We start from the raw sequence: 24,231 nt of genomic DNA on the forward strand, positions 1-24,231 counted from the left end.
GCGTCGACCCCGCGGTCACCGGCGCCGGCGCCACCGTCCGAGACCCACCGCGGTCACCCACGACGCGACGACGGCGAAGGGCACGGGGGACGTCCACAGAACGGCGGCGCACGCGCCCCCGATCAGGGTGACCAGCACGGCGTCCGCCGCCCACGCGAGGCGGATGAGCGGCATCGGATCGCCCAGGGGCGACGGCGCGGGCATGAGCAGTGCCAGGGGCATCGGACCCTTGACCGCGTTGCTGATGCGCGTGGCGACCGCGAGGACGACCACGGCAAAGCACGAGAGCGTCGCTCCTCCCGGGGCGGTGCCGGTGGCCAGCGCGGTCGCCGCTGCGACGGAGACGGCGACGACCGTGCCGATCGCCAGCGGCATCACGGTGTGCGCGAGCAGGAGGTGTGCGTCTCCGATCCCGTACATCGGCAGGCCGGATGCGACGTCGGCCGCGTGGCGGATGCCGTCGGTGAGGGCGCCGAGGCTCACGAACAGCACCAGGCCGCAGGCGGATCCGAGCAGGGCCTGCGGAGCCGAGGGGACGAGTGCGAGCGCGATCAGGATGCCCGCCCCGGCCAGTCCGAGAACGCCGGCCGCGAACCGTCCCGGTGTACGGAGCGCACCGATGAGGTCGCGGCGGGCGAACAGCAGCAGGAAGCTCCCGCGTCGTCCGACGGCTCGCGTGTGTCGCCCACGAGTCGGGCGCGCCTGGTAGGTCGAGGATGCGGCGTTGAAGTCGAGACCGACGGTGTGGGTGACGGCGGAATCCCACCGCGCCGCCTGCGCGTCGAGGGCGGCCGGATCCAGCCGTTCCAGCATCGGGGGCACCGCGGAGACCAGGGCGATCGCCGCAGCGGCGAGGGCCGCGGTCGCCGGGATGCCGGCCGATCCGGAGCTCGGGAACGAACCCGCGATCCACCCCCAGGGCAGCACGCTCTGCAGGGCCGGGACCGCGAGGCCCGCACCGCCGAGCACGGCGAACAGCGCACCGAGCCACGCCGCCGGGCGCGGATGGGCCTGGCCGACGAGCCACAGTGCGAAGGCGATGAGTCCCGCGAACATCCCCGCGGCAGCGAACGCGATCAGGCCGCCGATGCCCGTGCCGCCGGTCGCCAGCAGGCTCCCGCCGCACAGCACCGCCGCGGTGGTCGTGACCGTGACGATGAGCGCGCACGAGAGCAGCAGCGGGCGTCGGAAGCTCCGGAGCCGCGGTCGCTCGCTCCTGGCGAGCGACCACGTCAGGAACGGGGCGAGAACGGCAGGTCCCCGTGCGCGACCCGCCAGGAGAGCGGCGATCCACAGAGCATCGACGAGGATGCCGGCGATCGACGGCGCCGCCGGAGAGAGGAGGGCGGCCACCGCTGTGGGCGCGGTGATTCCGAGCCACAGCGCCCGCCCGACCGGAACCACGAAGATGAGCGCGCACATCACGGTCGCGTAGGCGATGTACGCGCGGTCGGCGGCCGAGCGCGGTCGCCGTGAATCCCAGATCTGCCGGGCCGAGAGCACGCGGGTCATGCCGCGCGGTCCAGATCGATGGTGACACCCGGCATCCGGGCGGCCAGCACGGGACTGTGGGTCGCGATCACGAGCGTCGTGCCGCGCGCACGGCGGTCGGCGAGGACATCGATCACCATCGCGAGGCGTTCCGGGTCGAGGCGCTGCTCGGGCTCATCGAGGATCAGCACCTCGCAGGGCCGGGCGAGTACGAGGCACAGACCGAACAACTGCGTCTGCCCGGACGACAGCTCCTGCGGGAACCGGGCGCCGAGCCCGGTCATCCCCAGCCGATTCAGGATGCCGTCCGCAGTGTCGTAGGGGGCGCCGCCGTCCTCGTCCCACGTCGCGGCGACGAGGGCGACATGGTCGCGGACGGTGAGGTCGCGGGCTGCCGGCGGCAGGCCGATCATCGCGGCCACCCGGCGGCGGAACGCACGGTCGCGTGCCGACACGGGGCTGCCCGCCACCCGCACGCTGCCCGTGGTCGGCCGCTGTGCGCCGGCGAGGACCCGCAGCAGCGTCGACTTCCCGGTGCCGTTGCGGCCGCGCACGATGACCGCCTCACCCGATGCGGCGATCGCCGACGTCGGCGGCAGCAGGGTGGTGCCCTCCGAGACGACGCTCACATCGACGACCTCGATCGCACTCACAGCGCACTCCGATCTGTTGCTTGACTGCGAGGATAGTCAGACCGTCCTCATGGCGACGGCCGAATGGAATCTCATGCGCACCGTCCTTCGCCGATCCGGCGTCTCGTATCTGCTCGCCACGTCGTTCGTCGGCCGGCTCCCCGCCGCTATGGCGGCGCTCGCGCTCGTGCGACTCGTGGTCGACGGGGGCGGCGGATTCGCGTTCGGCTCGACCGTCGTCGCCGCCTACATCGTGGGCGGCATGGTCGGCCAGCCGGTGCTGGCCCGCGTGGTCGACAGCACCGGACGCCGTCGGCCCGTGCTCCTCGGCGCCGCGATCGCCGCCACGGCCGGATTCGCGGTCACCGCGCTCACGGTGCAGGCACTGCCCTGGGCCGCCCTGGTGGCGGTGCTCGTCGCGGGTCTCGCGACGCCGCCGCTCGAGTCGGTGCTTCGCAGCCTCTGGACGGTGCTGTTCGCCGACCCCGTCGAGCGGAACTCGGCATACGCCGTCGATGCGGCCGTGCAGGAACTCGCCTTCGTCCTCGGCCCGCTGCTCACCGCCGCCGGCATCCTGCTGTTCGGCGCGACCGGGAACGTGCTCGCGATGGCCGCCGCCGGACTCCTCGGTGCGATCGCGTTCGCGGCGCACCCGCGGATCCGCCGCACCGAGCCGGTCGCACCGAGCGGTGAGACGCACGGGTCGCCGCTCGTGCGCGGGTCGTTCCTCCGCCTCCTCGTGCTGGTCGTCGCGATGGCGGCATCTGTCGGTGCACTCACGATCACGGCGACCGCGTCCGCCGAAGACCGCGGCATCCCGGCGTTCTCGTCGTGGGCGATCGCCCTCAACGGCCTGGGCGCGCTGACGGGCGCGCTGGTGACCGCGCGCTTCCCGTTCCGTGTCGCGCCCGAGCGGCTCGTCCGGAGGCTGGGTCTGCTGCTCGCAGCGCTGTACCTGCCGACGGCGATCGCGGGTGCGCCGGAGTGGCTGTGGCTCGTGTTCGCCGCCGTCGCGGGGATCTTCCTTCCCGTCCTCCTCACGCAGATCTTCGCGCTGACGCCGGCCCTGGTCGACGTGCACCACGGCAACGAGGCGAACGCCTGGGTGATCTCGGCGTTCGCGGTCGGCAATGCCGGCGGAACGATCGCCGCGGGGCAGATCATCGGTGCGCTGGGCGCGGCCGCAGGCATCCCGATCGCGGTGCTGGTGTGCGGAGCGGTCGGGATGCTCGGTGCCGCTCAAGCGGGCCCGGGCGCGTTCCACCGCGTCGCGGACGCCGCGCGATCCGTGTCGTGATGCCGTGGGCGCCGGATGACGGAAGCCGCGGATTTGCTCCCCGCCTGCGCCGCGGTTGAGGTGTTCGGTCAACGCAGCGCGGTCGAGACCGGCTCGGTGCCGCCCTTCCGAGCCAGCTCCGCCGAGGCCAGGTCGAAGACGCGGTCGCATCGGTCTGCCACTCGACGGTCGTGCGTCACGACGAGGAGTGTCTTCTCGTACTCCTCCTGCAGAGTGAGCATCTCGGTGATGGCGACCTCTGCCAGAGCATCGTCGAGAGCGCCGGTGGGTTCGTCGGCGAGGATCAGTTCTCCGGGTTTGAGCAGGCACCGTGCGAGTGCGACGCGTTGCCGCTCGCCGCCCGAGAGGGTCATGACCTTGTCCTGCGCCACGTGCTGGAGCCCGAGTCTGGTCAGCAGCTCCATGATCTCCTTCTCTTTGCTCGCGCGGCGCAACTTCACACTGTGCAGCCCGATGAGGATGTTCTCCATCGCGGTCGCCGAGTTGATCAGCGCGAACGACTGGAACAGGTAGTTGACGTGCTTCCGGCGCAGGGCAGTGGCTGCGGCGCTGTTCATGCGGGGCAGTCGTTCGCCGCGGAGACGGATCGTTCCCGACGTGGGGCTGTCGAGGAGCCCGACGATGTTGAGCAGGGTCGACTTTCCTGAACCTGACGGCCCGACGATCGCGACGGACTCCCCGTGCGCCACCTGCAGGTCGAGCCGGTCGAGAACGGTGCGGGACCCATACTTCTTCGTGAGGTTCTCGATCGTGAGCAGAGCGTTCACGGCGGCTCCTATTCTTTGAGCGCGGCACTCAGCTGCAGACGCGAGTACCGCCGGATGAGGAAGGTGATCAGTGCCATCTGGATCGCCAGCAGCATGACGTTGCCGAAGATCGCGCTCTTGGATTGCAGCAGGATCGAGGCGAGAACGGCGATCGCCCCGGTGGTGCCGACGAGCACGATGGGCACGATGAAGAGCCGCGTCAGCGAGTAGCCGAGCATCCGTTTGACGGCGAGTGCTTCGCGGTACGTGGTGGAGAAGAGCCTCAGCAGAGCGACGAGCGTGACCACCACGAGGATGAGGGCGAAGAGGATCACGCCGCCGAACAGCTGCAGGGTCGTTTGGATCGTCTTGGTGAGGCCCGCGATGAACTCGCTGACCGCGAGGAACTGCACCCGGTTGTCGTCGAGGTGGTACCTCGCGAGGTAGGCGATGCTGGTGTACTTCTGCGCGGCCGCCGCACTCAGCTTGACGTAACTGTTCTCGAGGCCGACCGCATTCAAGCTTTCGCTTTCGTAGGGAACCATGTTCTCGGGTGTGATGACCAGGATGACCGGGTCGGTCACAGTCGCAGGCAGCTTCGGGTCGGTGGCCCATGAAAACAGCGGAGTCTTCGGTGAGTAGTTCTTGAATCCGATCTTCTCGCCGTTGTAGTACTCGGTGCGGATCGACGGATCACTCCACTCGTGCGTGTCTTCGGTCACCCATCCGCGCATTGCCTGCTTGGCCGCATCAGTCCAGGTATCGGGGAGGAGGAACACCCGCTCTCCCCGTTTCGCGCGAGCTACGACGTCGGCACTGACCGGGAACCCTTGGTCGGCGAGGGAGCTCGGAGAGGCTGCCATGTACCAGAACGGCTGGGTCGGCGGGGACTTGTAGACACCGGCCCATCCTTCAATGACTTCGCGGTCGAAGTAGGCAGTGTGGACCAGGGTGACGCCCGGCTTGTCCGCGATCGAGCGATACCAATGGTAGAAGTCCTTGGCCAGCTGACTGGACTGGCCGGTGATACTGGCGTCATCGTTGCCGGACTTCAGCTGGTACAGGATCTGCTGGTTCGCCACCCCCGCCCAGACTCGGCCGACCTCGGTGAGCTTGCCCGCTTCCCTCACGGGGCCGTCGATGTAGGCGAACAGGACAGACACGGCGGCCGTCGCCAGTAGCGATGAGGCCGCGACGGCCCAGAGCAGAATTCGCTTGGAGTAGCGTCCGAGAATCGCCGTGACGGGCTTGACGGAGCTGAGCACTGCCGCGCCGATCGCGATGGCCACGAGTGCGGGAGCGGCTCCGACCACCGCGCCGCTCCACGCGGCTGCGAGAAGCGTCGCGTTCAGCTGGTACCCATGCGCCAGTGCGACGGTGAGCAGCATCGACAGCACAACCGCCACGGCAGTGCTGACCAGCACTGAACGAAACATGGTGATCCCAAATCCCCACCGTGATCTCCCGAGCAAGAGATGCACACCGAGAACGGGCAGCGCGCGCACCGATTCGAAGATGAGGATGAGCAGCAGGAGGATCGACGCCGCAATCATGCAGCCCAGCAGGATGCTGGGCAGCAGACCGCCGTCGGCGACCTGCCCATGCAGGGGGGAGACCATACTTTCGGGTGAGCGGCCGGTCGCGTTCGCAAGGGACCTCAGCAAGTCCGCCACCTCCGCGTGGTCGGCGCCGATGACCCGATAGGTCCCGTTGATCGTTCCCGACACGTCGACGAGATGCGCGAGCTGAACCACAGAAATTCGAGGAGCGAATGTGAGTTCTGGAATGCTGGCGATCACGTCTGCGGCGTTGGCATCCAAACCGATCGACTTCGTAGGACCGCTCGTGAGGAGATTCGTGACCGTGACGGAATCAAACAGCGTTGTGTCGAGAAACTTCAGTTCAAGGGCGGCTGGAGGCGTATGCGGACTTGCGGTCATCCCCACCCTGAGACCGGCAAGCCCGCCGTCCACGCTGGTCGATTGAGGATCCACGCGAACGATCGCGCGCCCGTGAGCGTCCGTAAAACGACCGAATGCAGAGAGTACGTCTGCCGATCGATCCTCGGACACGCCTGACAGGTAGATCGGCGTTGATCCGGCCGGATACCGGTCGACTTCTTGCACCAGGCGGTTGCCCTGGTTGAGGACGAGGATGAGGCTCGCCGTTGCTCCGATCAGCACGACAAGGATCGAACTTGCAAGTTTCGACCAGAAGGACATGGGCGTCACCGTTGCTCTATGCAGGGGCGGCTGGGGCCGCCTCAGCCGGTCAGCCTTTGGCGTTCCAGTAGACCGTCGCCGCCTGCGCCACGCCTGCGGTGCCTGCCACGAGCGCGCCGGACAGCAGCACGACGGAGAGGGTCTTCTTGAATGCCTTCATCTTCACTTCTTGCCTTTCATTCATGTGGTCGACGGTGACGCCCATGCGTGGCCCGCCTTGCTGGTCAGCGGCTCGACGTGAGTCACGGCAGCGATGATCGCGGGCAGTCCCCAACGTCGCACGGGGCCGCGCACTGCGCGGCCCCGTGCAACGGGATTGAGTAGTCAGATCGTCGGAATTGAGTGTGAAAGGAGAGGTAGTGAGTAGTGCCCGGCTGATTTCCGTGCAGAGGCGATGTCGCGGAGGGGTGCACGCTCGGACGGAAGCCGCCGGACGCTTCGGCGTCGGCGAGATCAGGATCGCGGCGTCGTGGCAGGGCTCCGCATCGTGCTGGTGTTGGCCGAAGAGGATGCCGAGCCCGCGAGCAGAGCGACGAGGGCATCGCCGTGGGTCAGCTGCGGATGGTGTCCGGCATCCTGAATCGAGATCAGCTCGACGTTCGGAAGCGTCTCGAGCCACGCGGCGGCGTCGGGGGCGAGCGGGTCGTCGCTTCCCGTGATGATGCGGACCGGGCCGCGGAATCGCCCGAGGGCTTTCCGGAGTTCGACACGCCACAGCTCAGATCCCGCCCGGGCGAGCTGCTCGGCGACCCGTGCGGCGGTCGCCCGCTTGAGGTCGCCGACGCTCGACTCGAGGGCGGCCGCGCTCGCTTCGGATCCGGTCAGCCTGCGTGACAGCCGCGCCGCATCGCTGTGTCGCAGGGCGGTCCGGACGAGCGGCCGCATCCACCCCGACGCTCCCGTCGGTCCCTGCAGGAAGAAGGGCGAGATCAGCGTGAGCGACGCGACGCGTGCCGGCATCCGATCGGCCGCGACGACGGCCGCAGCCGCCCCGATGGAATGCCCGATGAGGTCCGCTGGCCCGTCGCCGAGCACCGCGGGCAGCCACTGCTCCCAGTCCGCGATGCCAGTGCCGCCGCTGAGGCCGAGTCCGGGCAGGTCGACGGCGCGCGCGCCGATGCCGGATGCCACGTCGGCCCACGTGTCCGCGTTGACCGGCAGCCCGGGGAAGATCAGCCGGCCGGATCCGGATGCGCCGAGCTCGAACGTCCGGATGCCTCCGGCGTCGACGAATCGACGGTCGTCGGCCCGGGCGGCACCGAACCGATGCGCGGCCATGTAGTCGGCCCACCGTTCGACGGACACCAGGGGGTCGGGCATCGGCATCCGGTGCCGGGCGGCGAAGGCGATGGTGGACTGCGTCGGGTATCGGTCGGTGGACATGAAGGTGAGCGTCTCGGGCTCGGCCCCGGTGATCCGCTGGGGGAGTCGCTTGATGACGCCGACCGGGATCCTCAGCCGGGGGACCCTCGCCCCGAGATGCCGGCCGACGTGCGTGAGCAGCTCTGCCAGCGGCGGGGTGGCGTCGTCGAGCAGCCAGTAGGCGGTGTCCGCGGCATCCGGATCGACCGCTGCCGTCGCCATGAAGGCCGCCAGATGGTCGACGGTGACGACCGGCACGAACGTCGTCTCGCCCGCGGGCAATGCCGCGGCGGTGCCGTCCCAGATCTGCTCGATGGTTCCCGCCAGGCCGATGTATTGGTCGGACTCCCCGGTGACGCTGTCGCCGATCACGGCGGCCGGATTGACGATCGTCCAGGGGATGCCCCGCTCCAAGGCGCGGGCCTGGAAGACGGCGTCGGATTCCACCTTCGACGCTTCGTAGGCGCCGAGTTCCCGGTAGACCGCGGCGCGGTGGTCGTCCGACCACGGAACGGCCGCGGGGTCCTGTCCGCCGACGCGGTAGCCCGAGATGTGCACGACGCGCTGCAGGGCGGGGAGGTCAGCGGCGAAGTCGATCAGCTTCTCGACGATGCCGACGTTCGCATTTCGTGCCTCCTCGGCCGTCATCCCGAATCGGAACGACCCGGCGCAGCTGTGGATCTCGGTGACGTCCGTGAAGGCGGATGCTCCACCCGCGACGATCTCCGGGGCATCGAAGTCGACGATTGTCGTGCTGATGCTCCGGGTCAGGCCGTGCTCGGCGAGCCACCGGTCGAGACGCGCTCCGGACGCGGCGGTCCGCACCGCCGCCGTGACGTCCGCGCCGGCCTCGGCGAGGGCCAGGACGAGATACCGGCCGATCAGGCCGGATGCCCCGAAGACGAGAGCGTGACGGGGGGATTCGTGCGGGGTCATCGCGTCCCTCCCACGGTCTGGCAGCGCTGATCGATCAGGTCCGCCACGACGTCGGCGGCCGACACCAGGGGCGCGGTGCTCCGCATCGCGCGGGACACGATGACCGCCCCCTCGATCGTCGACACGACGACGGTCGCCAGCGACCGGGCCCCCGCGGCATCCACCCCGTTCGCCTCGAGCAGGGCGGCCGTCGGGGCGATCCACGACTCGAAGGCGGAGGCGCATGCCTGCCGCAGACGCTCGCTCTCCGCGCCCATCTCGAGGGTGACGACCGAGACCGGGCATCCCAGCCGGAAGTCGCTGTCGCCGACGATCGTCGTCAGTGCCTCGATCGCGGCGCGGGCGGCCTCGGCGGCGCTCCCGGCGGATGCGGCGGCTTCGAGGATCAGCGTCTCGAACTGCGTCGCGGCGAGGTCGACCGCCGCGACGCCCAGTCCCTCCTTGCCGTCGGGGAAGTGGAAGTAGATCGAGCCCTTCGGCGCGGCGGCGTGCTCGGTCACGGCGTTCAGGCCGGTGCCGCTGTAGCCGCTGGTCTGGATGAGCTCGAGCATGGATGCCGCGAGCCGTGCCTTGGTGAGGTCCCCTTTGGATGCCATGGCTCAATAATAGACCGGTCTATATATTTTGCAAATCCATGCGTGTCCATGGCTTCAACGCGTGGCTATCATCGAGCGATGAGCCGGAACGCGATCATCTTCCACGGCACCGGCGGGAGCCCCGACGTCGCGTGGTATCCGTGGCTGGACGCGCGGCTGACGGATCGGGGCTACCGGGTCGAACGCCCCTTCCACCCCCGCCTCAACGTCGACCCTGTCGCGGAGTTTCTGCCCGGTGTGCTCGCGTCGCACGCCTTCGACACGGAGACCGTGCTGATCGGGCACTCGGGCGGAGCCGCCCTGCTCCTCGCCCTGCTCGAGCACCTCGAGACGCCGGTGGCCCAGTCGATCCTGGTCGCCGGCTACGCCACCCGGGTCAACGAGTCGGAGGAGCCGGTGCTGCAGGAGGCCTACGACTGGGATCGGATCCGCGCGAACGCCGGGGACCTGTACTTCATCAACTCGGTGACCGACCCTTACGGCTGCGACGCGAATCAGGGCCGTTTCATGTTCGATCGGCTCGGGGGCACGCAGATCATCCGTGACGAGGGACATTTCGGCGACTACGACCAGCCGTACGACACCTTCGAGCTGGTCGACCGGCTGATCCCATAGCCCCGCGGACATGTTCACGCGCACGACGGTGCTGTACGCCGGAGACTACGCCGACGCGAAGATCGAAGTGGCGGCGCTCATCGAGGCGGCAGGAATGCGGGCCGTGGATGCCGGACCTCCTGCACGGTGACGCGCGTGGTGCCGACCGCGTCCGTCGTCTCGTACCGCACCGGCATCCCGGGGTACGCCAGTGCGAACCAGAACACGGCGACGCCGTCATCGTCGTTCACGTCGTACCGCCGGCACTCGAGCTGCCCGAGCGGATGCGTGAGCGTCTCGGTGGTGACCGTCGCGCGGTCGACGGGGAACGCGGCGTGCGCCTGCAATTCGTGCCAGGTCACGCGCCTGCCGACGGCTGCCTCGGGCGTGCCCACGGGATGGGTCTCGAGGAGGGTGCCCTCGTCGTCGCCGGCGGAGTAGCGGCTGATCCGCTCGGTCACCGTGCCGTCGGGCGCTTCCACCCGCATCCGGATGGCGGCCCCGCCGCGCAGCGCGCCGCGGATCTCATCGGCGGTGAACGGCGTCGGAAGCAGGTCATCGGCGAGGAGGTGCGGATCCCCGTTCTCGGTCACTCGGCCAGGATAGGCGCGGTGTCGACGACTGCCAACCGGGCAGATCCGACGGCTGTCGTCAGATCTGCCTCTTGACACCGCCCGCTGCCGGTCATAACCTACAACCAAATGGTTGTACGAAATGAGCTGAGCGATGAGCAGATCGATCGCGTGTTCCAGGCCCTCGCGGCGGCGACGCGCCGCGACATCCTGCGCCGCACCATCGATCGCGAGCAGTCCGTGTCCGAACTCGCCCGCGATTACGACATGTCGTTCGCGGCGGTGCAGAAGCACGTGGCCGTCCTCGAGGCGGCCGAGCTCATCATCAAGCGCGCCGAAGGACGCGAGCGGCTGGTCCGCGCGAATCCCGTCATGATCGCCCGCGCCAAGGCCCTGCTGGCCCGCTACGAAGAACTCTGGCGTGCCCGCATCGCACGCCTCGACGATCTTCTCGCCGAAGACCCCGGGACGGATGCCGCCAGGCACCCCGCCCCACCGGCATCCGGAACCGACCGAACCGAACAAGGAGACTGACAATGCCTGTCACCGACGTCCACTCCGACCCCGAGGACCTCACTGTCGTCGTCACGGCAGATCTCGCCGCCCCCGTCGAGCGCGTGTGGCGCGCGTACACCGACCCGCGTCAGCTGGAGCGCTTCTGGGGCCCTCCCGGATGGCCGGCCACGTTCACCGAGTTCGACTTCACCGTCGGCGGGCGCGCGCTCTACTCGATGACCGGCCCGCACGGCGAGACGTCGTCGGCGGCGTGGGAGTTCACCGCCATCGATGAGCCGCACGGCTTCACCGTCATCGACGCGTTCGTCGGCGCCGACGGAGTACCGGTCGACGGCGGTCAGTCCCGGATGGAGTTCGCTTTCGAGGCATCCGCATCCGGTACGAAGATGACCGCGACCTCGTACTTCGCCACCCACGAGTCGCTCGAGATGGTGCTGGAGATGGGCATGGTCGAGGGCCTGCGCTCTGCGATGGGCCAGCTGGATGCCGTGCTCCAGGACCTCCGCGAGTACGCCCAGGGCAAGGGCACGCGCGTCGAGCTGCTCGACGACACCCACGTGCGCATCACGCGCCTGGTCGACGGACCGCGCGAGCTCGTCTGGCGCGCCTACAACGAGCCCGATCTCATGCGGCAGTGGCTGCTCGGTCCCGACGGGTGGGAGATGACCGACGTCGAACTGGCATCCGCGGCCGGCGACTCGTACCACTACCGCTGGGCGCCGATCGGCGACACCGGGGGAGAGCCCTTCGGCTTCGAGGGCGAGGCGGTCGTGCTGGATGCCCCGCGTCGCTCGGTCACGACCGAGCGGATGCAGGGCACCGACGGTCCCGAGACGATCAACGACCTGAGCCTCTACGAGGAGGACGGCGCCACCCTCGTCACGACGCTCGTCGAATACCCCGATCTCGCCACGCGCGACCTGATCCTCGCCACCGGCATGGTCGACGGCATGGAAGCCAGCTACGCCCGTCTCGAGCGCGAACTGCTCACCGTCTGACAAGACCGACAAGGAGAATGACATGACTGAACTGACCATCTCGACCCACGTGGTCGGCACCGGCGAAGACGCGATCACGTACGACGTGCGCGGGGATCTGTCCACCGGCGTTCCGCTGCTCCTGTTCGGGGCGCCGATGGATGCCTCGGGCTTCCAGCAGCTCGCCGAGCAGTTCCCCGACCGGGTCGTGGTGACCTTCGACCCCCGCGGCACCGGGCGCAACCCCGTCGGCACGGGCGACCTCACCGCGGCTCAGCACGCCGACGACGTGCACCGGGTCATCTCGGCACTCGGTGTGGGGCCGGTGGACGCCTTCGGCTCCAGCGGCGGCGCTGTGAACCTGCTCGCGGCGGCGGCCGCGCATCCCGAGGACTTCCGGGCCGTCGTCGCGCACGAGCCGCCGTCGGCGCCGCTGCTTCCGGACGCCGACGAGGTGCTCGCGGTCGTCGCCGACATCAAGAGCACCTACGCCGCGCAGGGCAACGGGCACGCGATGGCGAAGTTCATCGCCTTCGTGATGTTCGACGGGCAGATCCCCGACAGCTATCTCGATCAGCCGGCACCGGATCCGGCGATGTTCGGGATGCCGGCCGAGGACGACGGCGACCGCACCAACCCGCTCATCCGCAACATGCCGTCGGTCATCGAGTATCGTCCCGACGTCGAGGCGCTTCGCGCCCTGGGCGACCGGCTCGTGCTGGCGGCCGGTGTCGAGTCCGGTCAGACGATGGCGGCGCGGGGCGCCCGGGCGATCGCCGCCGCGGTGGGGATCCCGGTGACGGACTTCCCGGGCAGCCACGGCAGCTTCCAGGACCAGCCGCCGATGTACCCCGGCATCCCCGTCGAGTTCGGCGCGCGGCTGCGCGAGGTCCTCGCGGTCTGAATACCCATCGGTCGCCACGCGCCCTGAGCACACCGGCCACGCGTCCTGAGCTTGTCGAAGGGCAAGACACCCCCGGGTGGACTGCCCTTCGACAGGCTCAGGGCGCCGACGCGCGCGTAGCGTGGGGGCATGGTCCTTCCCACGATCACGACGGATGCCGGCCGCGCGGCGCTGGCCGCGGTGGCATCCGGCTCGGTGGCCCGCAACGATTGCGCCACGGCGGTGCGCTACCTGCTGCAGTTGCTCGTCGAGAAGGCGCCCGGACACACCGTCGAGGTGCGCGTGCCCCCGTTCGGCGCCGCCCAGGTGGTCGAAGGCCCTCGGCACACCCGCGGCACCCCGCCGAACGTCGTCGAGACGGATGCCGCCACCTGGATCGCGCTCGCGACCGGCGCCGAGTCGTGGGCGGATGCCGTCGCCTCCGGCCGGGTCATGGCATCCGGCACGCGCGCGGACCTCTCCGACCTGCTGCCGCTGCGCCCCTGACCCGCGACCGCGCTTCGTTCGGGTGTCAACTTCGGGGGTTTGAAGCCGGGGCAGCTGCCACCCTCGGGCAAACTCGGAGACCCGGGGCATCCCGGCGACCGCCACGCCGCCGCGTGAGAGAATGGGGGCATGGCCGAGATCGAGCACACCGAGACCGCGCGCGTGCGCCGCGCGCCCAAGGTCGCTGTCTTCCTGGTGCTCGGTGCGGCGGTCGGCGTCCTCGTCGCGATGCTGCTGACCTTCGGGTTCAGCTCCGTGAACGCGAGCGCGGTGACCGGGGTCACGTACTCCACCGCGAACATCTTCGGCTTCCTGGCGATCATCTGCGGCGCGGTCGGCCTGCTCCTCGGCGGTCTCGTGGCGATCATCCTGGATCGGCGCAGCAGCCGCCGTGCCCGCAACGTCACGGTCGTGCGCGAGGAGTACCTCGGCGAAGAGGATGACTCCGACCGCTGACCGCCGCTAGGCGAGTTCGGCGATGATCGGCTGGATGGCCGCGTCGAACATCACGATGTCCTGCCGCAGGCCGTCGGTGACGGCGATCGTCAGGGCGCCGATCCACCACACCCCGCGCTGCGCGAGCGGCAGCACCTGCACGTTCAGCTCGAAGGCGTGCGCCCGGCGTCCGACTTCGCGCTCGTACTCGGCGATCGCGCCGGCGTAGGCGCGGTACGACGCGGCCGGCGTCTTCGTGTAGCGGGAGTGCATCGAGACGGCGTAATCGACGGCATCCCGCGCGTGCGGGGCGATCGCCGCGCGCAGCTCGTCGAACCCCTCGATGGGCAGCGCGACGAGCGTGTCGAACCCGTCGACGAGGTCCAGCGGCACCGGCGACGGGTGCGCGGTCGGCTCGACGGTCAGCTCCCAGTACTCGCGCCACTGCTTCTCGACGGCCGGCGACGCGTCGGCCTGCTCGTGGCGGGGCGGCACGCTCCGCAGGTGCGGGAGCTCCTCCGGGGACCGGATGCCGAGCACCTGGCGCAGGTAGAGCGCGACGAGCACGGCCGTCGAGGCATCCTCTCGGATCGTCCACTCCGCCGCACCGGTCATGGCGCCAATCTTAGAGCCGGTGTGCATCGGCGGCATCTGCGGATCCGCCCGGCCGGGACGGATGGCGGCGGATTCCCCGTTCGGCCGGCGACATGGCCCCGGATCCACCGCCATCCGCGCACGACGCCGCCGTCCGTGCCCGTGGCGGCGGCTCACGGATCCCGTCCAGCATCCCGCCGGGTAGGCTGTTCTGGTGGCCGGACCCTCGCACGCCGATCCCTATTCCGCTGCCGGAGTCGACACTGCCGCGGGTGACCGCGCCGTCGAACTGATGAAGGCATCCGTCCGTCGCACCCACGGGCCCGAAGTGCTCGGAGGTGTCGGCGGATTCGCCGGGCTCTTCGACGCCTCGGCGCTCGCCGTGTACCGGCATCCGCTGCTGGCGACCTCGACCGACGGCGTCGGCACCAAGGTCGCCATCGCGCAGGCGATCGACAAGCACGACACCATCGGTCACGACCTCGTCGGCATGGTCGTCGACGACATCGTGGTGGTGGGCGCCAAGCCCCTCTTCATGACCGACTACATCGCGTGCGGCAAGGTCGTGCCCGAGCGCATCGCCGACATCGTGCGCGGCATCGCCGAGGGCTGCGCGCTGACCGGCACCGCCCTCGTGGGCGGCGAGACGGCCGAGCACCCCGGACTCCTCGGGCCCGACGACTACGACGTCGCGGGTGCCGCGACCGGAGCGGTCGAGGCGGATGCCGTGCTCGGCGCCGACCGGGTGGTCGCCGGCGACGCGATCATCGCCCTGGCATCCAGCGGGCTGCACTCCAACGGGTACTCGCTGGTGCGGCACATCGTCGCGAACAACCACATCGTCTACGGCGCGCACGCCGCCGACTTCGGCACCACGTGGGGCGAGACGCTCCTCGAGCCGACGCGGCTGTACACGACCCCGCTGCTGCAGCTGATCGCCGAGCACCCGGGCGCCGTCCACTCGCTCAGCCACGTCACCGGCGGTGGCATCGCCGCGAACCTGGCGCGCGTGCTGCCGCGGGGCACGTGGGTGGATGTCGACCGCTCGACGTGGTCGCCGCTGCCCGTGTTCCGGGTGCTCGCCGGCCTCGGCGGACTCGACCTCACGCAGACCGAGGGCACGTGGAACCTCGGCATCGGATTCCTGGCCGCGGTCGACGCGGGCCGGGCGGATGCCGTGATCGCGTCGATCCGCGCGGCAGGCATCGAGGCCTGGCAGGTCGGCGTCGTCCGCGACGACGCGCTGCCGGCAGGAGACTTCGAACAGGGTGCGAAGGGCGTGGACGGCGGCGCCGTGCGCCTCGTCGGCGCCTACGCAGAATCAGGAGCGAACTGAACGATGTGCGGCATCGTCGGCATGGTCGGAAACGGCCCGGTCAACCAGGAGATCTACGACGCACTGCTGCTTCTTCAGCACCGCGGCCAGGACTCCACCGGAATCGCCACGGCGGAATCGTCGGGCGTCTTCCACATGCACAAGGCCAACGGCCAGGTGCGCGAGGCGTTCCGCACGCGTGACATGCGGGCCCTGCTCGGCAACATCGGGCTCGGCCATGTGCGCTACGCGACCCGCGGCAACGCCTCCCGCGAGGAGGAGGCGCAGCCGTTCTACGTCAACGCGCCGTACGGTCTCGTGCTGGTGCACAACGGCAACCTGACCAACACGCGCGAACTCACCGACGAGCTCTTCCACCGCGACCGCCGGCACCTGAACACGAATTCCGACACCGAACTGCTGGTCAACGTGCTCGCCAACGAGCTGCAGGCATCCATCACGGGCATTCCGCTGCATGCCGACCAGGTGTTCGAAGCGGTCGAGCGCGTGCACGAACGCGTCGAGGGCTCGTACGCGGCGATCGCACTGGTCGCCGGACACGGCCTGCTCGCGTTCCGCGACCCGTTCGGCATCCGGCCCCTCATCCTGGGCGTGCGCCGCGGCGACGCCGGCGAGAGCGACGAGTGGGTCGTGGCATCCGAGTCCCTCGTGCTCGAGAACGCCGGGTTCGAAGTGGTGCGCGACGTCGCTCCGGGCGAGGCCGTGTTCATCGACCTCGACGGCGTGCTGCACGCGAAGCAGTGCGCGAAGGACCCGCAGCTGTTCCCGTGCTCGTTCGAGTACGTGTACCTCGCGCGCCCCGACTCGGTCATGAACGGCATCGCCGTGTACGAGACGCGTCTGCGCATGGGCGAGCGCCTGGCCGACACCATCGCGAAGTACACGCCGCGCGAGGCGATCGACGTGGTCATGCCGATCCCCGACTCGGCGCGCCCGGCCGCGATGCAGGTGGCCCGCAAGCTCGGAATCGAGTACCGCGAGGGCTTCTACAAGAACCGCTACGTCGGCCGCACGTTCATCATGCCCGGCCAGGCGGAGCGCAAGAAGAGCGTGCGTCAGAAGCTCAACGCGATGCCGAGCGAGTTCGCCGGCAAGAACGTGCTGCTGATCGACGACTCCATCGTGCGCGGCACGACGTCGAAGCAGATCATCCAGATGGCGCGGGATGCCGGCGCCAAGTCGGTCACGTTCGCGTCCGCCGCGCCGCCGGTGCGCTACCCGCACGTGTACGGCATCAACATGCCGTCGCGTCACGAGCTGGTCGCGCACGGGCGAACCATTCCCGAGGTCGCCGAGGAGCTCGGCTGCGACTACCTCGTGTACCAGGAGGTCGAAGACCTCCGAGCGGCGATCCTCGAAGGATCCGACATCGTCGACCTCGACATGAGCTGCTTCGACGGCCGATACGTCACCGGGACCGTCAGCGACGAGTACCTGGCCTGGGTCGAGGGCTCGCAGCAGTCCTGACGAGGGCAGCCCTCACGCAGGTGCGCAAAAGCACCGGATGCGCCGTAGCGCACCCGGTGCTTGCGCGTCAGGGACGACTCAGACTGCTTGCAGGGACCCTTGGTCCTGGTCTTCGTCTTCGTCGTCTTCGTCGTCGTACTGGTCAGCCCACTTGTCGACGTACTGGTCTTCGCCGCTCTCGTCGGGGTGACCGAGTTCGCGTTCCAGTGCCGCATAGTTGACGCTCGGACTGTACGACTTGAGTTCTCGGGCGATCTTGGTGTGCTTCGCCTTCTGACGGCCACGCCCCATGCGCAACCCCCTCTTTTTGTAGGCGGGTCGTGCCGGACCCGTTGCATTGCAAATGCCGGCCTGAGGCCGGGAAGAGTAGAATCCAGAATATCACGGCGGGTCCGGCCCGGCCCTTCTCCCCGGGTGAGACCGCCCCGGCGAGAGGGATGACGATGTCCGACGAACAGAGCCAGAAAGACCCTGCCGAGAAGGCATCCGCGTCCACCACGACCGGTGCGGTGGTGGTCGGTGTCACCCCGGATCAGCCGGCGCGTGTGCTGAAGGTCGCCGCGAAGCACGCCGCTCTGCTCGGGGCGCCGCTCGTGATCGTGAACGTCGACGTGATGCGTTTCGTCACCTACGAGGACCCTGATGGGATCGTGCATTCCGCTCCGCTCGACATGGACATCGACACCGGCAGCGACGACCTCGCGTCGGTGACGCAGCATGCCACGCAGCTGCTCGAGGGGCAGAACGTGCGCTGGAGCGTGCAGCAGCTGGTCGGGGATCCGGCCATCGCGCTGAAGAAGGTCGCCGACCAAACCGACGCGAGGATCATCGTCGTCGGCACGCGCCGTCGCGGATTCGGAGAATCGGTGCGCGAGTTCTTCACCGGATCGGTCGCCGCGCGGCTCGCCCACCGGCAGCTGCGTCCGGTGCTGGTCGTGCCGCTCGGCGAACCGGTCGCCGACGACGAAGACGTCGTCTGGGGAGAAGAACGGGCATCCTGAGCCCCGCCGTCGGCACCGGTCGTTGAGCGCCCTTCGGCTCGCTTCGCTCGCTCAGGAACCGCGAAGCGAGACGAAACGCCTCGCTCGCTCGATGACCACGTGCGTCAGCCGCGGATCGCGCGGGTGACCTCGCGGGCGGCGGCATCCAGCGCGGCCGTCAGGTCGTCGACGACGGATGTCGCGAGCGACCCGCCGCGGGCGACGTGCGTGCGCAGGTCGGCGCGCACGCGGGCGCGGAACTCGCCCAGGGCGGCATCCGCCCGGGCCAGCTGCTCGCGCGCCGCGACCCGCGCGTCGTCGACCGGGGGAGCGGTCGGGGCCGTCTTGCGCTCCTCGCGCTCGGCGGCGGCGAGATCGGCGCGCAGGCTGCGCATCGCTTCGCGCACGCTGCCGCGCACCTCGTCGGCGAGGGCACGCACCGAGTCGGTGAGTCCGTCCTCGATGCCCTGCAGCTCGTCGGCGCGGGCGGCGACCTCGGCGTGGCCGGCCGGGGTGATCTCGTAGACGGTCTTTCGCCCGTCGACGGTCTTGGTCACGAGGCCCTCCTCTTCGAGCTTCGCAAGGCGCGGATAGACGGTGCCGGCGCTGGGGGTGTAAGTGCCGCCGGTGCGGTCGGCCAGGGCCTGCATGAGGTCGTAGCCGTGGCGTGGCGACTCGTCGAGCAGGCTCAGCAGATAGAGCCGCAGGTCGCCGTGGGAGAAGACCGGGGCCATCACAGGCTCCCGTCGGCGGAGGAGGATGCCGGGGCATCCTCTGCGGCCTCGGTGCGGCGCAGCACCGTGATGTTGCCCGAGACGGAGTTGACCCGCACGTCCACGAACGACCCGCTCAGCTCGCCGGCGGAACCGGAGAAGTTGGTCGTGGGCCCGCCGCCCTGTCCTGATCGGATCACGCCGTCGACCAGCACGCGGCCGGAGATGCTGCGCATCGCGTAGTTCGCGGCGAGGTCGTGGTCGAGTCGGATGGTGCTCGCGCCGGACACCGTGTTCAGGTTGATCTGGTGTGCGTCGCCGGCGTTGTCGACCATCATGTCGCCGGACACGGTGTCGATCGTGGTCTTTCGCACCGAGCCCTGCACGGCGACGTCGCCCGAGACGCTGTTGGCGTTGAGCGTGCCGCTGAGGGCCCGCGCCTGCACGTCGCCGGAGACCGCGTTGACGACGAGGTCGCCCTCGGCCTCGTCGACGATGATGTCGCCCGAGACCGTGTTGAGGCGTGCGCCGGAGCGGATGCCGCTGACCAGCGCGCTCGCGGAGACGACACCGAGGGTCAGGGCGATCTGGCGCGGCACGGCGATGCTGATCTCGGCGCGCGGGCCGGTGTTGCCGAAGTTGCGGAACACTTCGAGGAAGTTGTCCCAACGCAGCTGCGGGTGGTCGATCTCGACGAAGTCGTCGGTGGCTTCGATGCGCAGGTCTTTGCCGGTGACGCCGTGCACTTCGATGCGGACGCCGGGTTCGTCGTGCGCGACGATGTCGACCTGACCGCCGACGAGCCCGGCTTTCAGGGTGCGGATGCCATCGAGATCGATGACCCGCGACGAGCCGGGCTGGATGAGCCACTTCTCGGTGGTCATGGGTTCCTCCTGGGTTGAGAGCAGATTCACGATATATCGCGTTCAAGCGACGATAACACGATATATCGCGAGTTGTCGAGAACTCGGGGGATTCCCATGTTCGGGTGTCAACTTCCGCGGGTTCATGCCCGGGAAGTTGGCACCCGAACCGAGGAAGACGGGCTTGACCTTGACGCCGCGTCAACTTCTAGCCTGGGATCAACGACGAAAGGAGGGCAGATGGACTGGTCCATCCAAGAGGTGGCGCGCCTCGCGGGCACGACGAGCCGCACGCTGCGCCACTACGACGACATCGGGCTGCTGCCCCCGTCGCGGATCGCCGCGAACGGCTACCGGCACTACGACGAGGCATCCCTCGTGCGCCTGCAGCGCATCCTGCTGCTGCGCGAGCTCGGCCTCGGACTCGAGCAGATCGGCGAGGTGCTCGGCCGCGAAACCGGCGAAGTCGAGGCGCTGACAGCGCATCTCGCCTGGCTGCGGCAGGAGCAGCAGCGGCTCACCCGGCAGATCGACTCGGTCTCTCGCACCATCACGACCCTGAAAGCAGAGGAACCCCTCATGGCACAGAACATGTTCGACGGCTTCGACCACACGCAGTACAAGGACGAGGTCGAGGAGCGCTGGGGCAAGGACGCCTACGCCCGCAGCGACGCCTGGTGGCGCTCGATGAGCGCCGACGAGAAGGCGGCCTGGCAGACGAAGGTCTCGCAGTTGAACGCGGACTGGACGGATGCCGCCACTCGCGGCATCCCGGCCGACTCCGCCGAGGCGCAGGAGCTGGCCGCGCGCCACGTCGCGTGGCTCAGCTCGATCCCGGGGACGCCCGCCGGCGACGGCGGCGACCTCAAGGGATACGTCACCGGCCTCGGCGAGATGTACGTCGCCGACCCGCGTTTCGGCAAGAACTACGGCGGCTCCGCCGGCGCGGAGTTCGTGCGCGACGCCCTGCGCGTCTACGCCGACCGCGAGCTCTGACCCCGCCGTCCCGCGTCCCGCCCCCTCCTCGCCCCCGCCGCCCGTCCCCGTGCTCCGCCCTCTCCGTCCGCGGGGGCGGGCGCCGTGCACAGAAATTCGCGCGGAGTACTCAAAGTCGGCCCCACGACCACTCAAAGCGCGCCGGGCGGCACTCAGCGGCCCGAATCCTTCGCGGGGGCTTAAGGATGCCGTGCGATACTGAGCCCGATACACGTCCGTATCGATCTCCGCGACTCGAAGGCATCCCGTGTCGAAGCTTGCCGTGCTGAGCCTGCGCAACCGCGCTCTCATCGCCCTCATCACGATCGTCGCCGCCGTCTTCGGCGGCCTGGCCCTGACGAACCTGAAGCAGGAGCTGATCCCCTCGATCCAGTTCCCGCAGCTGGTGATCGTGTCGACCTACCCGGGTGCCTCCCCGGAGGTCGTCGCCAACGACGTGTCGACCCCGATCGAGAACGCGATCCAGGGCGTCGACGGGCTCGACACCTCGAGTGCGACCAGCACCACCAACTCCTCGATCGTGCAGGCGTCGTTCGTGTACGGCACGGATCTGACCACGGCCGAGCAGAAGGTCAGCCTGGCGATCGACCGCATCAAGGACACGCTGCCCAGTGGCGTCGACCCGAGCGTCATCGCCGCGAACATCGACGACTTCCCGGTCATCCAGCTCGCGGTGACGGGGTATTCGAACGCCGAGCAGACGCAGAACACCCTCGACAACGAGGTCGTTCCCGACCTCGAGAAGATCGCCGGCGTCAACGCCGCGCAGGTGGTCGGCGGGCGCGGCTCGCGCGTGACGATCGTGCCGGATGCCGACAAGCTCGCCGCCGCCGGACTCACCACCCAGTCGATCACCACCGCGCTGCAGCAGAACGGCGTGCTCTACCCCGGTGGCAGCATCACCCAGGACAAGCAGACCCTCACCGTGCAGTCGGGAGCGCGCCTGACCTCGGTCGAGCAGATCAAGGCGCTGCCGCTGATCCCCGCCGCCGGGGCATCCGCCGCCGGGGCATCCGCCGCGGGGGCATCCTCTGCGGCCGCTGCGGCCACGCACGCGGGCGGTGCCGCGCTGCCCACCACGACGCCCCAGGTGAAGACGATCGGCGACGTGGCCGCCGTGGCGCAGAACCGCGACCCGGTCACCACCATCTCCCGCGTCAACGGCGAGAGTGCCCTCACCGTCGCGGTCACCAAGCTCCCCGCCGCCAACACGGTCGACGTCTCCAAGGCGGTCCGCGCCGAGATCCCCGCGCTCGAGAAGAAGCTCGACGGAGCGAAGATCACCGTCGTCTTCGACCAGGCGCCGTACATCCAGCAGTCGATCGACTCGCTCGCGCAGGAGGGCCTGCTCGGCCTGGTCTTCGCGGTGATCGTGATCTTCATCTTCCTGCTGTCGGTGCGTTCGACGCTGGTGGCGGCGATCTCCATCCCGACGAGCGTGCTGATCACGTTCATCGGCATCCAGGCGTTCGGCTACTCGCTGAACATCCTCACGCTCGGCGCCCTGACGATCGCGATCGGCCGCGTCGTCGACGACTCGATCGTGGTCATCGAGAACATCAAGCGACATTACGTCGGAGACGCCGACAAGCTGGCGTCCATCACCCGGGCGGTCAAGGAGGTGGCGACGGCGGTGTCGGCCTCGACGATCACCACGGTCGCCGTGTTCCTGCCGATCGCCTTCGTGGGGGATGTCACCGGCGAGCTGTTCCGGCCGTTCGCGCTGACCGTCACGATCGCGATGGTGGCATCCCTGTTCGTCGCCCTGACGATCGTGCCGGTGCTGGCGTACTGGTTCCTCAAGCCCGGCAAGCCCCTGCTGGATGCCGCGGGCAACCAGGTCGATCCGGAATCGGCGGATGCCCCGCCCTCGCGCCTGCAGCGCAGCTACCTGCCGATCCTCCGGTGGACGCTGAAGCACTCCTGGATCACCCTCACCCTCGCGGTGCTGGTGCTCGTCGGCACGTTCGCGGCGGCACCACTGATGAAGACGAACTTCCTCGGCAACTCGGGCCAGAACACGATCACCATGACGCAGGACCTCGGCCCGGCCCCGTCGCTCGCGGCCGAGGCCGCCGCATCCCGCAAGGTCGAGCACGCCCTCGACGGCGTCGACGGCATCCAGACCGTCCAGACGTCGATCGGTTCGTCCGGTTCGGCGCTGCGCGACGCGTTCTCGGGCGGCGGTGCGGGCATCACCTACTCCATCACGACCGACCCGAACGCCGATCAGGCGCAGGTGAAGGCCGACGTGCAGCACGCGGTGGACGGCCTGTCGAACACGGGCACGATCACGATCGCCGCGTCCGAGAGCCTCGGCTCGAACGACATCGCGGTCGACATCGCGGCTCCGGATGCCGCGACTCTCCAGGCCGCCACGAAGGCCGTCGAAGACGCCGTGAAGACGGCCGACGGCGTCGGTCAGGTCACCAGCAACCTCTCCGCCGACCTGCCCTACATCGGGGTCGTCGTCGACCGGCAGAAGGCCGCCGACAAGGGGCTCACCGAGTCCGCCGTGAGCGGGATGGTCTCGGCGGCCATGCAGCCGCAGCGGATCGGCACGGTCGAGATCGACTCGTCGACCCTCACCGTCTACCTGCAGACCAAGAACGCCCCGAGCTCGATCGCGCAGCTGCAGGCGCTGAAGATCCCGACGGCGACCGGCGAGGTGCGCCTGGACTCGATCGCCACCGTCCAGCAGACCGAGGGCCCGACGTCGGTGACCACCGAGCGCGGCCAGCGCACGGCGACCGTCACCGCGACGCCGACGACCGACAACCTGTCGGTGGCGACCGCGTCGGTGTCGAAGGCCGTGAAGGATGCCGACATCCCGCAGTCCGCGACGGCGACCATCGGGGGCGTGTCGAGCCAGCAGGGCACCGCGTTCCAGCAGCTCGGGCTCGCACTGCTCGCGGCGATCCTCATCGTCTACATCGTGATGGTGGCGACCTTCCGGTCGCTGCGGCAGCCGCTGCTGCTGCTGGTCTCGGTGCCCTTCGCGGCGACCGGCGCGATCCTGCTGCAGATCATCACCGGCGTTCCGCTGGGCGTGGCATCCCTCATCGGCGTGCTCATGCTCATCGGCATCGTCGTGACCAATGCGATCGTGCTCGTCGACCTCATCAACCAGTACCGCGAGAAGGGGCTGCGCGCCCATGACGCGGTGATGGCGGGCGGATCGCGGCGTCTGCGGCCGATCCTCATGACGGCCCTCGCGACGATCTTCGCGCTGACGCCGATGGCGCTCGGCGTGACCGGGCACGGCGGCTTCATCTCGCAGCCGCTCGCAATCGTCGTGATCGGCGGCCTGGTGTCGTCGACGGTGCTCACGCTCCTGGTGCTCCCGACGCTGTACAACCTCGTCGAGGGGGCCAAGGAACGCCGGCAGGAGCGCCGGGCGGCCAAGCGCGCGAAGGCCGAGGAGGCCGCCGCGGCGAACGCCGGCTGAGCGGGTCTGTCAGGAGCTTCTTGACAGTGACGCCGGCCTCAGCCGGCGACCCGCCGCTGCCGGCCCGC

At 69.4% G+C, this 24,231-nt stretch carries 24 protein-coding genes; 12 read left to right on the plus strand and 12 right to left on the minus strand.

The window, feature by feature from the left end:
- Positions 1 to 15 precede the first annotated feature (15 nt).
- Both LK09_RS12810 and LK09_RS12815 read right to left on the minus strand, forming a co-directional pair.
- Positions 16 to 1,512: a hypothetical protein gene (locus LK09_RS12810; RefSeq protein WP_039399997.1), complete on the minus strand. Its 1,497-nt coding sequence runs from the start codon at positions 1,510 to 1,512 to the stop codon at positions 16 to 18.
- Positions 1,509 to 2,144, minus strand: coding sequence for an ABC transporter ATP-binding protein (locus LK09_RS12815; RefSeq protein ID WP_039400000.1), 636 nt, complete (start codon positions 2,142 to 2,144; stop codon positions 1,509 to 1,511). The genes LK09_RS12810 and LK09_RS12815 overlap by 4 nt, the downstream gene beginning before the upstream one ends.
- 49 nt (positions 2,145 to 2,193) lie before the next feature.
- Here LK09_RS12815 and LK09_RS12820 point away from each other — a divergent pair, with 49 nt between their 5' ends.
- Positions 2,194 to 3,420, plus strand: coding sequence for an MFS transporter (locus tag LK09_RS12820; RefSeq protein ID WP_052226736.1), 1,227 nt, complete (start codon positions 2,194 to 2,196; stop codon positions 3,418 to 3,420).
- A gap of 68 nt (positions 3,421 to 3,488) precedes the next feature.
- Here LK09_RS12820 and LK09_RS21505 read toward each other — a convergent pair whose 3' ends face one another.
- The 5 genes from LK09_RS21505 to LK09_RS12840 all read right to left on the minus strand — a co-directional run bounded on the left by LK09_RS21505 (position 3,489) and on the right by LK09_RS12840 (position 9,282).
- Positions 3,489 to 4,187: an ABC transporter ATP-binding protein gene (locus tag LK09_RS21505; protein WP_052226737.1), complete on the minus strand. Its 699-nt coding sequence runs from the start codon at positions 4,185 to 4,187 to the stop codon at positions 3,489 to 3,491.
- Between the two features lie 8 nt (positions 4,188 to 4,195).
- Positions 4,196 to 6,388: a hypothetical protein gene (locus tag LK09_RS21510; protein ID WP_156138786.1), complete on the minus strand. Its 2,193-nt coding sequence runs from the start codon at positions 6,386 to 6,388 to the stop codon at positions 4,196 to 4,198.
- Between the two features lie 49 nt (positions 6,389 to 6,437).
- Positions 6,438 to 6,593 (minus strand): hypothetical protein, encoded by a 156-nt coding sequence (locus tag LK09_RS21515; RefSeq protein ID WP_156138788.1) that lies wholly within the window; start codon positions 6,591 to 6,593, stop codon positions 6,438 to 6,440.
- A gap of 248 nt (positions 6,594 to 6,841) precedes the next feature.
- Positions 6,842 to 8,686: an alpha/beta fold hydrolase gene (locus LK09_RS20785; RefSeq protein WP_052226738.1), complete on the minus strand. Its 1,845-nt coding sequence runs from the start codon at positions 8,684 to 8,686 to the stop codon at positions 6,842 to 6,844.
- On the minus strand, positions 8,683 to 9,282 hold the full coding sequence (locus LK09_RS12840) for a TetR/AcrR family transcriptional regulator (RefSeq protein ID WP_039400007.1): 600 nt from the start codon (positions 9,280 to 9,282) through the stop codon (positions 8,683 to 8,685). Before LK09_RS12840 ends, LK09_RS20785 begins: the two co-directional genes overlap by 4 nt.
- A gap of 78 nt (positions 9,283 to 9,360) precedes the next feature.
- On the opposite strand from LK09_RS12840, the gene LK09_RS12845 reads away from it, so the two are divergent.
- Complete coding sequence (locus LK09_RS12845; RefSeq protein ID WP_039400010.1) at positions 9,361 to 9,897, plus strand: alpha/beta hydrolase; 537 nt, start codon at positions 9,361 to 9,363, stop codon at positions 9,895 to 9,897.
- Between the two features lie 77 nt (positions 9,898 to 9,974).
- On the opposite strand, the gene LK09_RS12850 is transcribed toward LK09_RS12845, so the two are convergent.
- Positions 9,975 to 10,469, minus strand: coding sequence for a hypothetical protein (locus LK09_RS12850; RefSeq protein ID WP_052226739.1), 495 nt, complete (start codon positions 10,467 to 10,469; stop codon positions 9,975 to 9,977).
- A 108-nt stretch (positions 10,470 to 10,577) separates the two neighbouring features.
- Between LK09_RS12850 and LK09_RS12855 the strand changes: the two genes are divergently transcribed.
- The 5 genes from LK09_RS12855 (at position 10,578) to LK09_RS12875 (ending at position 13,787) form a co-directional block, all read left to right on the plus strand.
- Complete coding sequence (locus LK09_RS12855; RefSeq protein ID WP_039400012.1) at positions 10,578 to 10,982, plus strand: ArsR/SmtB family transcription factor; 405 nt, start codon at positions 10,578 to 10,580, stop codon at positions 10,980 to 10,982.
- Between the two features lie 2 nt (positions 10,983 to 10,984).
- On the plus strand, positions 10,985 to 11,962 hold the full coding sequence (locus LK09_RS12860) for an SRPBCC family protein (protein ID WP_039400015.1): 978 nt from the start codon (positions 10,985 to 10,987) through the stop codon (positions 11,960 to 11,962).
- A gap of 22 nt (positions 11,963 to 11,984) precedes the next feature.
- On the plus strand, positions 11,985 to 12,845 hold the full coding sequence (locus LK09_RS12865) for an alpha/beta fold hydrolase (protein ID WP_039400018.1): 861 nt from the start codon (positions 11,985 to 11,987) through the stop codon (positions 12,843 to 12,845).
- A 129-nt stretch (positions 12,846 to 12,974) separates the two neighbouring features.
- Positions 12,975 to 13,331 (plus strand): sterol carrier family protein, encoded by a 357-nt coding sequence (locus LK09_RS12870; protein ID WP_039400021.1) that lies wholly within the window; start codon positions 12,975 to 12,977, stop codon positions 13,329 to 13,331.
- A gap of 129 nt (positions 13,332 to 13,460) precedes the next feature.
- The gene (locus tag LK09_RS12875; protein WP_039400024.1) at positions 13,461 to 13,787 is read left to right on the plus strand and encodes a hypothetical protein; all 327 of its coding nucleotides are present in this window, start codon (positions 13,461 to 13,463) and stop codon (positions 13,785 to 13,787) included.
- Between the two features lie 6 nt (positions 13,788 to 13,793).
- Here LK09_RS12875 and LK09_RS12880 read toward each other — a convergent pair whose 3' ends face one another.
- On the minus strand, positions 13,794 to 14,381 hold the full coding sequence (locus LK09_RS12880; protein ID WP_039400026.1) for a hypothetical protein: 588 nt from the start codon (positions 14,379 to 14,381) through the stop codon (positions 13,794 to 13,796).
- A 193-nt stretch (positions 14,382 to 14,574) separates the two neighbouring features.
- On the opposite strand from LK09_RS12880, the gene purM reads away from it, so the two are divergent.
- Positions 14,575 to 15,696 carry a phosphoribosylformylglycinamidine cyclo-ligase gene (purM, locus tag LK09_RS12885; protein WP_407939171.1) on the plus strand — a complete coding sequence of 374 codons (1,122 nt, stop codon included), beginning with the start codon at positions 14,575 to 14,577 and terminating at the stop codon, positions 15,694 to 15,696.
- A 3-nt stretch (positions 15,697 to 15,699) separates the two neighbouring features.
- Positions 15,700 to 17,163, plus strand: coding sequence for an amidophosphoribosyltransferase (gene purF, locus LK09_RS12890; protein WP_039400030.1), 1,464 nt, complete (start codon positions 15,700 to 15,702; stop codon positions 17,161 to 17,163).
- A gap of 78 nt (positions 17,164 to 17,241) precedes the next feature.
- Here the strand turns inward: purF and LK09_RS12895 are convergent, their stop codons facing one another.
- A complete protein-coding gene (locus tag LK09_RS12895) occupies positions 17,242 to 17,454 on the minus strand; it encodes a DUF3073 domain-containing protein (protein WP_039400032.1) in 213 nt (70 codons plus the stop codon).
- 152 nt (positions 17,455 to 17,606) lie between these two features.
- On the opposite strand from LK09_RS12895, the gene LK09_RS12900 reads away from it, so the two are divergent.
- Complete coding sequence (locus tag LK09_RS12900) at positions 17,607 to 18,164, plus strand: universal stress protein (protein WP_082008247.1); 558 nt, start codon at positions 17,607 to 17,609, stop codon at positions 18,162 to 18,164.
- 104 nt (positions 18,165 to 18,268) lie between these two features.
- Here LK09_RS12900 and LK09_RS12905 read toward each other — a convergent pair whose 3' ends face one another.
- Positions 18,269 to 18,877: a helix-turn-helix transcriptional regulator gene (locus tag LK09_RS12905; protein ID WP_039400268.1), complete on the minus strand. Its 609-nt coding sequence runs from the start codon at positions 18,875 to 18,877 to the stop codon at positions 18,269 to 18,271.
- Positions 18,877 to 19,740, minus strand: coding sequence for a DUF4097 family beta strand repeat-containing protein (locus tag LK09_RS12910; RefSeq protein ID WP_039400035.1), 864 nt, complete (start codon positions 19,738 to 19,740; stop codon positions 18,877 to 18,879). The genes LK09_RS12905 and LK09_RS12910 overlap by 1 nt, the downstream gene beginning before the upstream one ends.
- A 219-nt stretch (positions 19,741 to 19,959) precedes the next feature.
- On the opposite strand from LK09_RS12910, the gene LK09_RS12915 reads away from it, so the two are divergent.
- Together LK09_RS12915 and LK09_RS12920 are read left to right on the plus strand one after the other, a co-directional pair.
- The gene (locus LK09_RS12915; RefSeq protein ID WP_039400038.1) at positions 19,960 to 20,715 is read left to right on the plus strand and encodes a MerR family transcriptional regulator; all 756 of its coding nucleotides are present in this window, start codon (positions 19,960 to 19,962) and stop codon (positions 20,713 to 20,715) included.
- A gap of 247 nt (positions 20,716 to 20,962) precedes the next feature.
- On the plus strand, positions 20,963 to 24,163 hold the full coding sequence (locus LK09_RS12920; protein ID WP_039400271.1) for an efflux RND transporter permease subunit: 3,201 nt from the start codon (positions 20,963 to 20,965) through the stop codon (positions 24,161 to 24,163).
- Positions 24,164 to 24,231: the final 68 nt, after the last annotated feature.

The organism is Microbacterium mangrovi, assembly GCF_000802305.1.
Taxonomy (GTDB): domain Bacteria; phylum Actinomycetota; class Actinomycetes; order Actinomycetales; family Microbacteriaceae; genus Microbacterium; species Microbacterium mangrovi.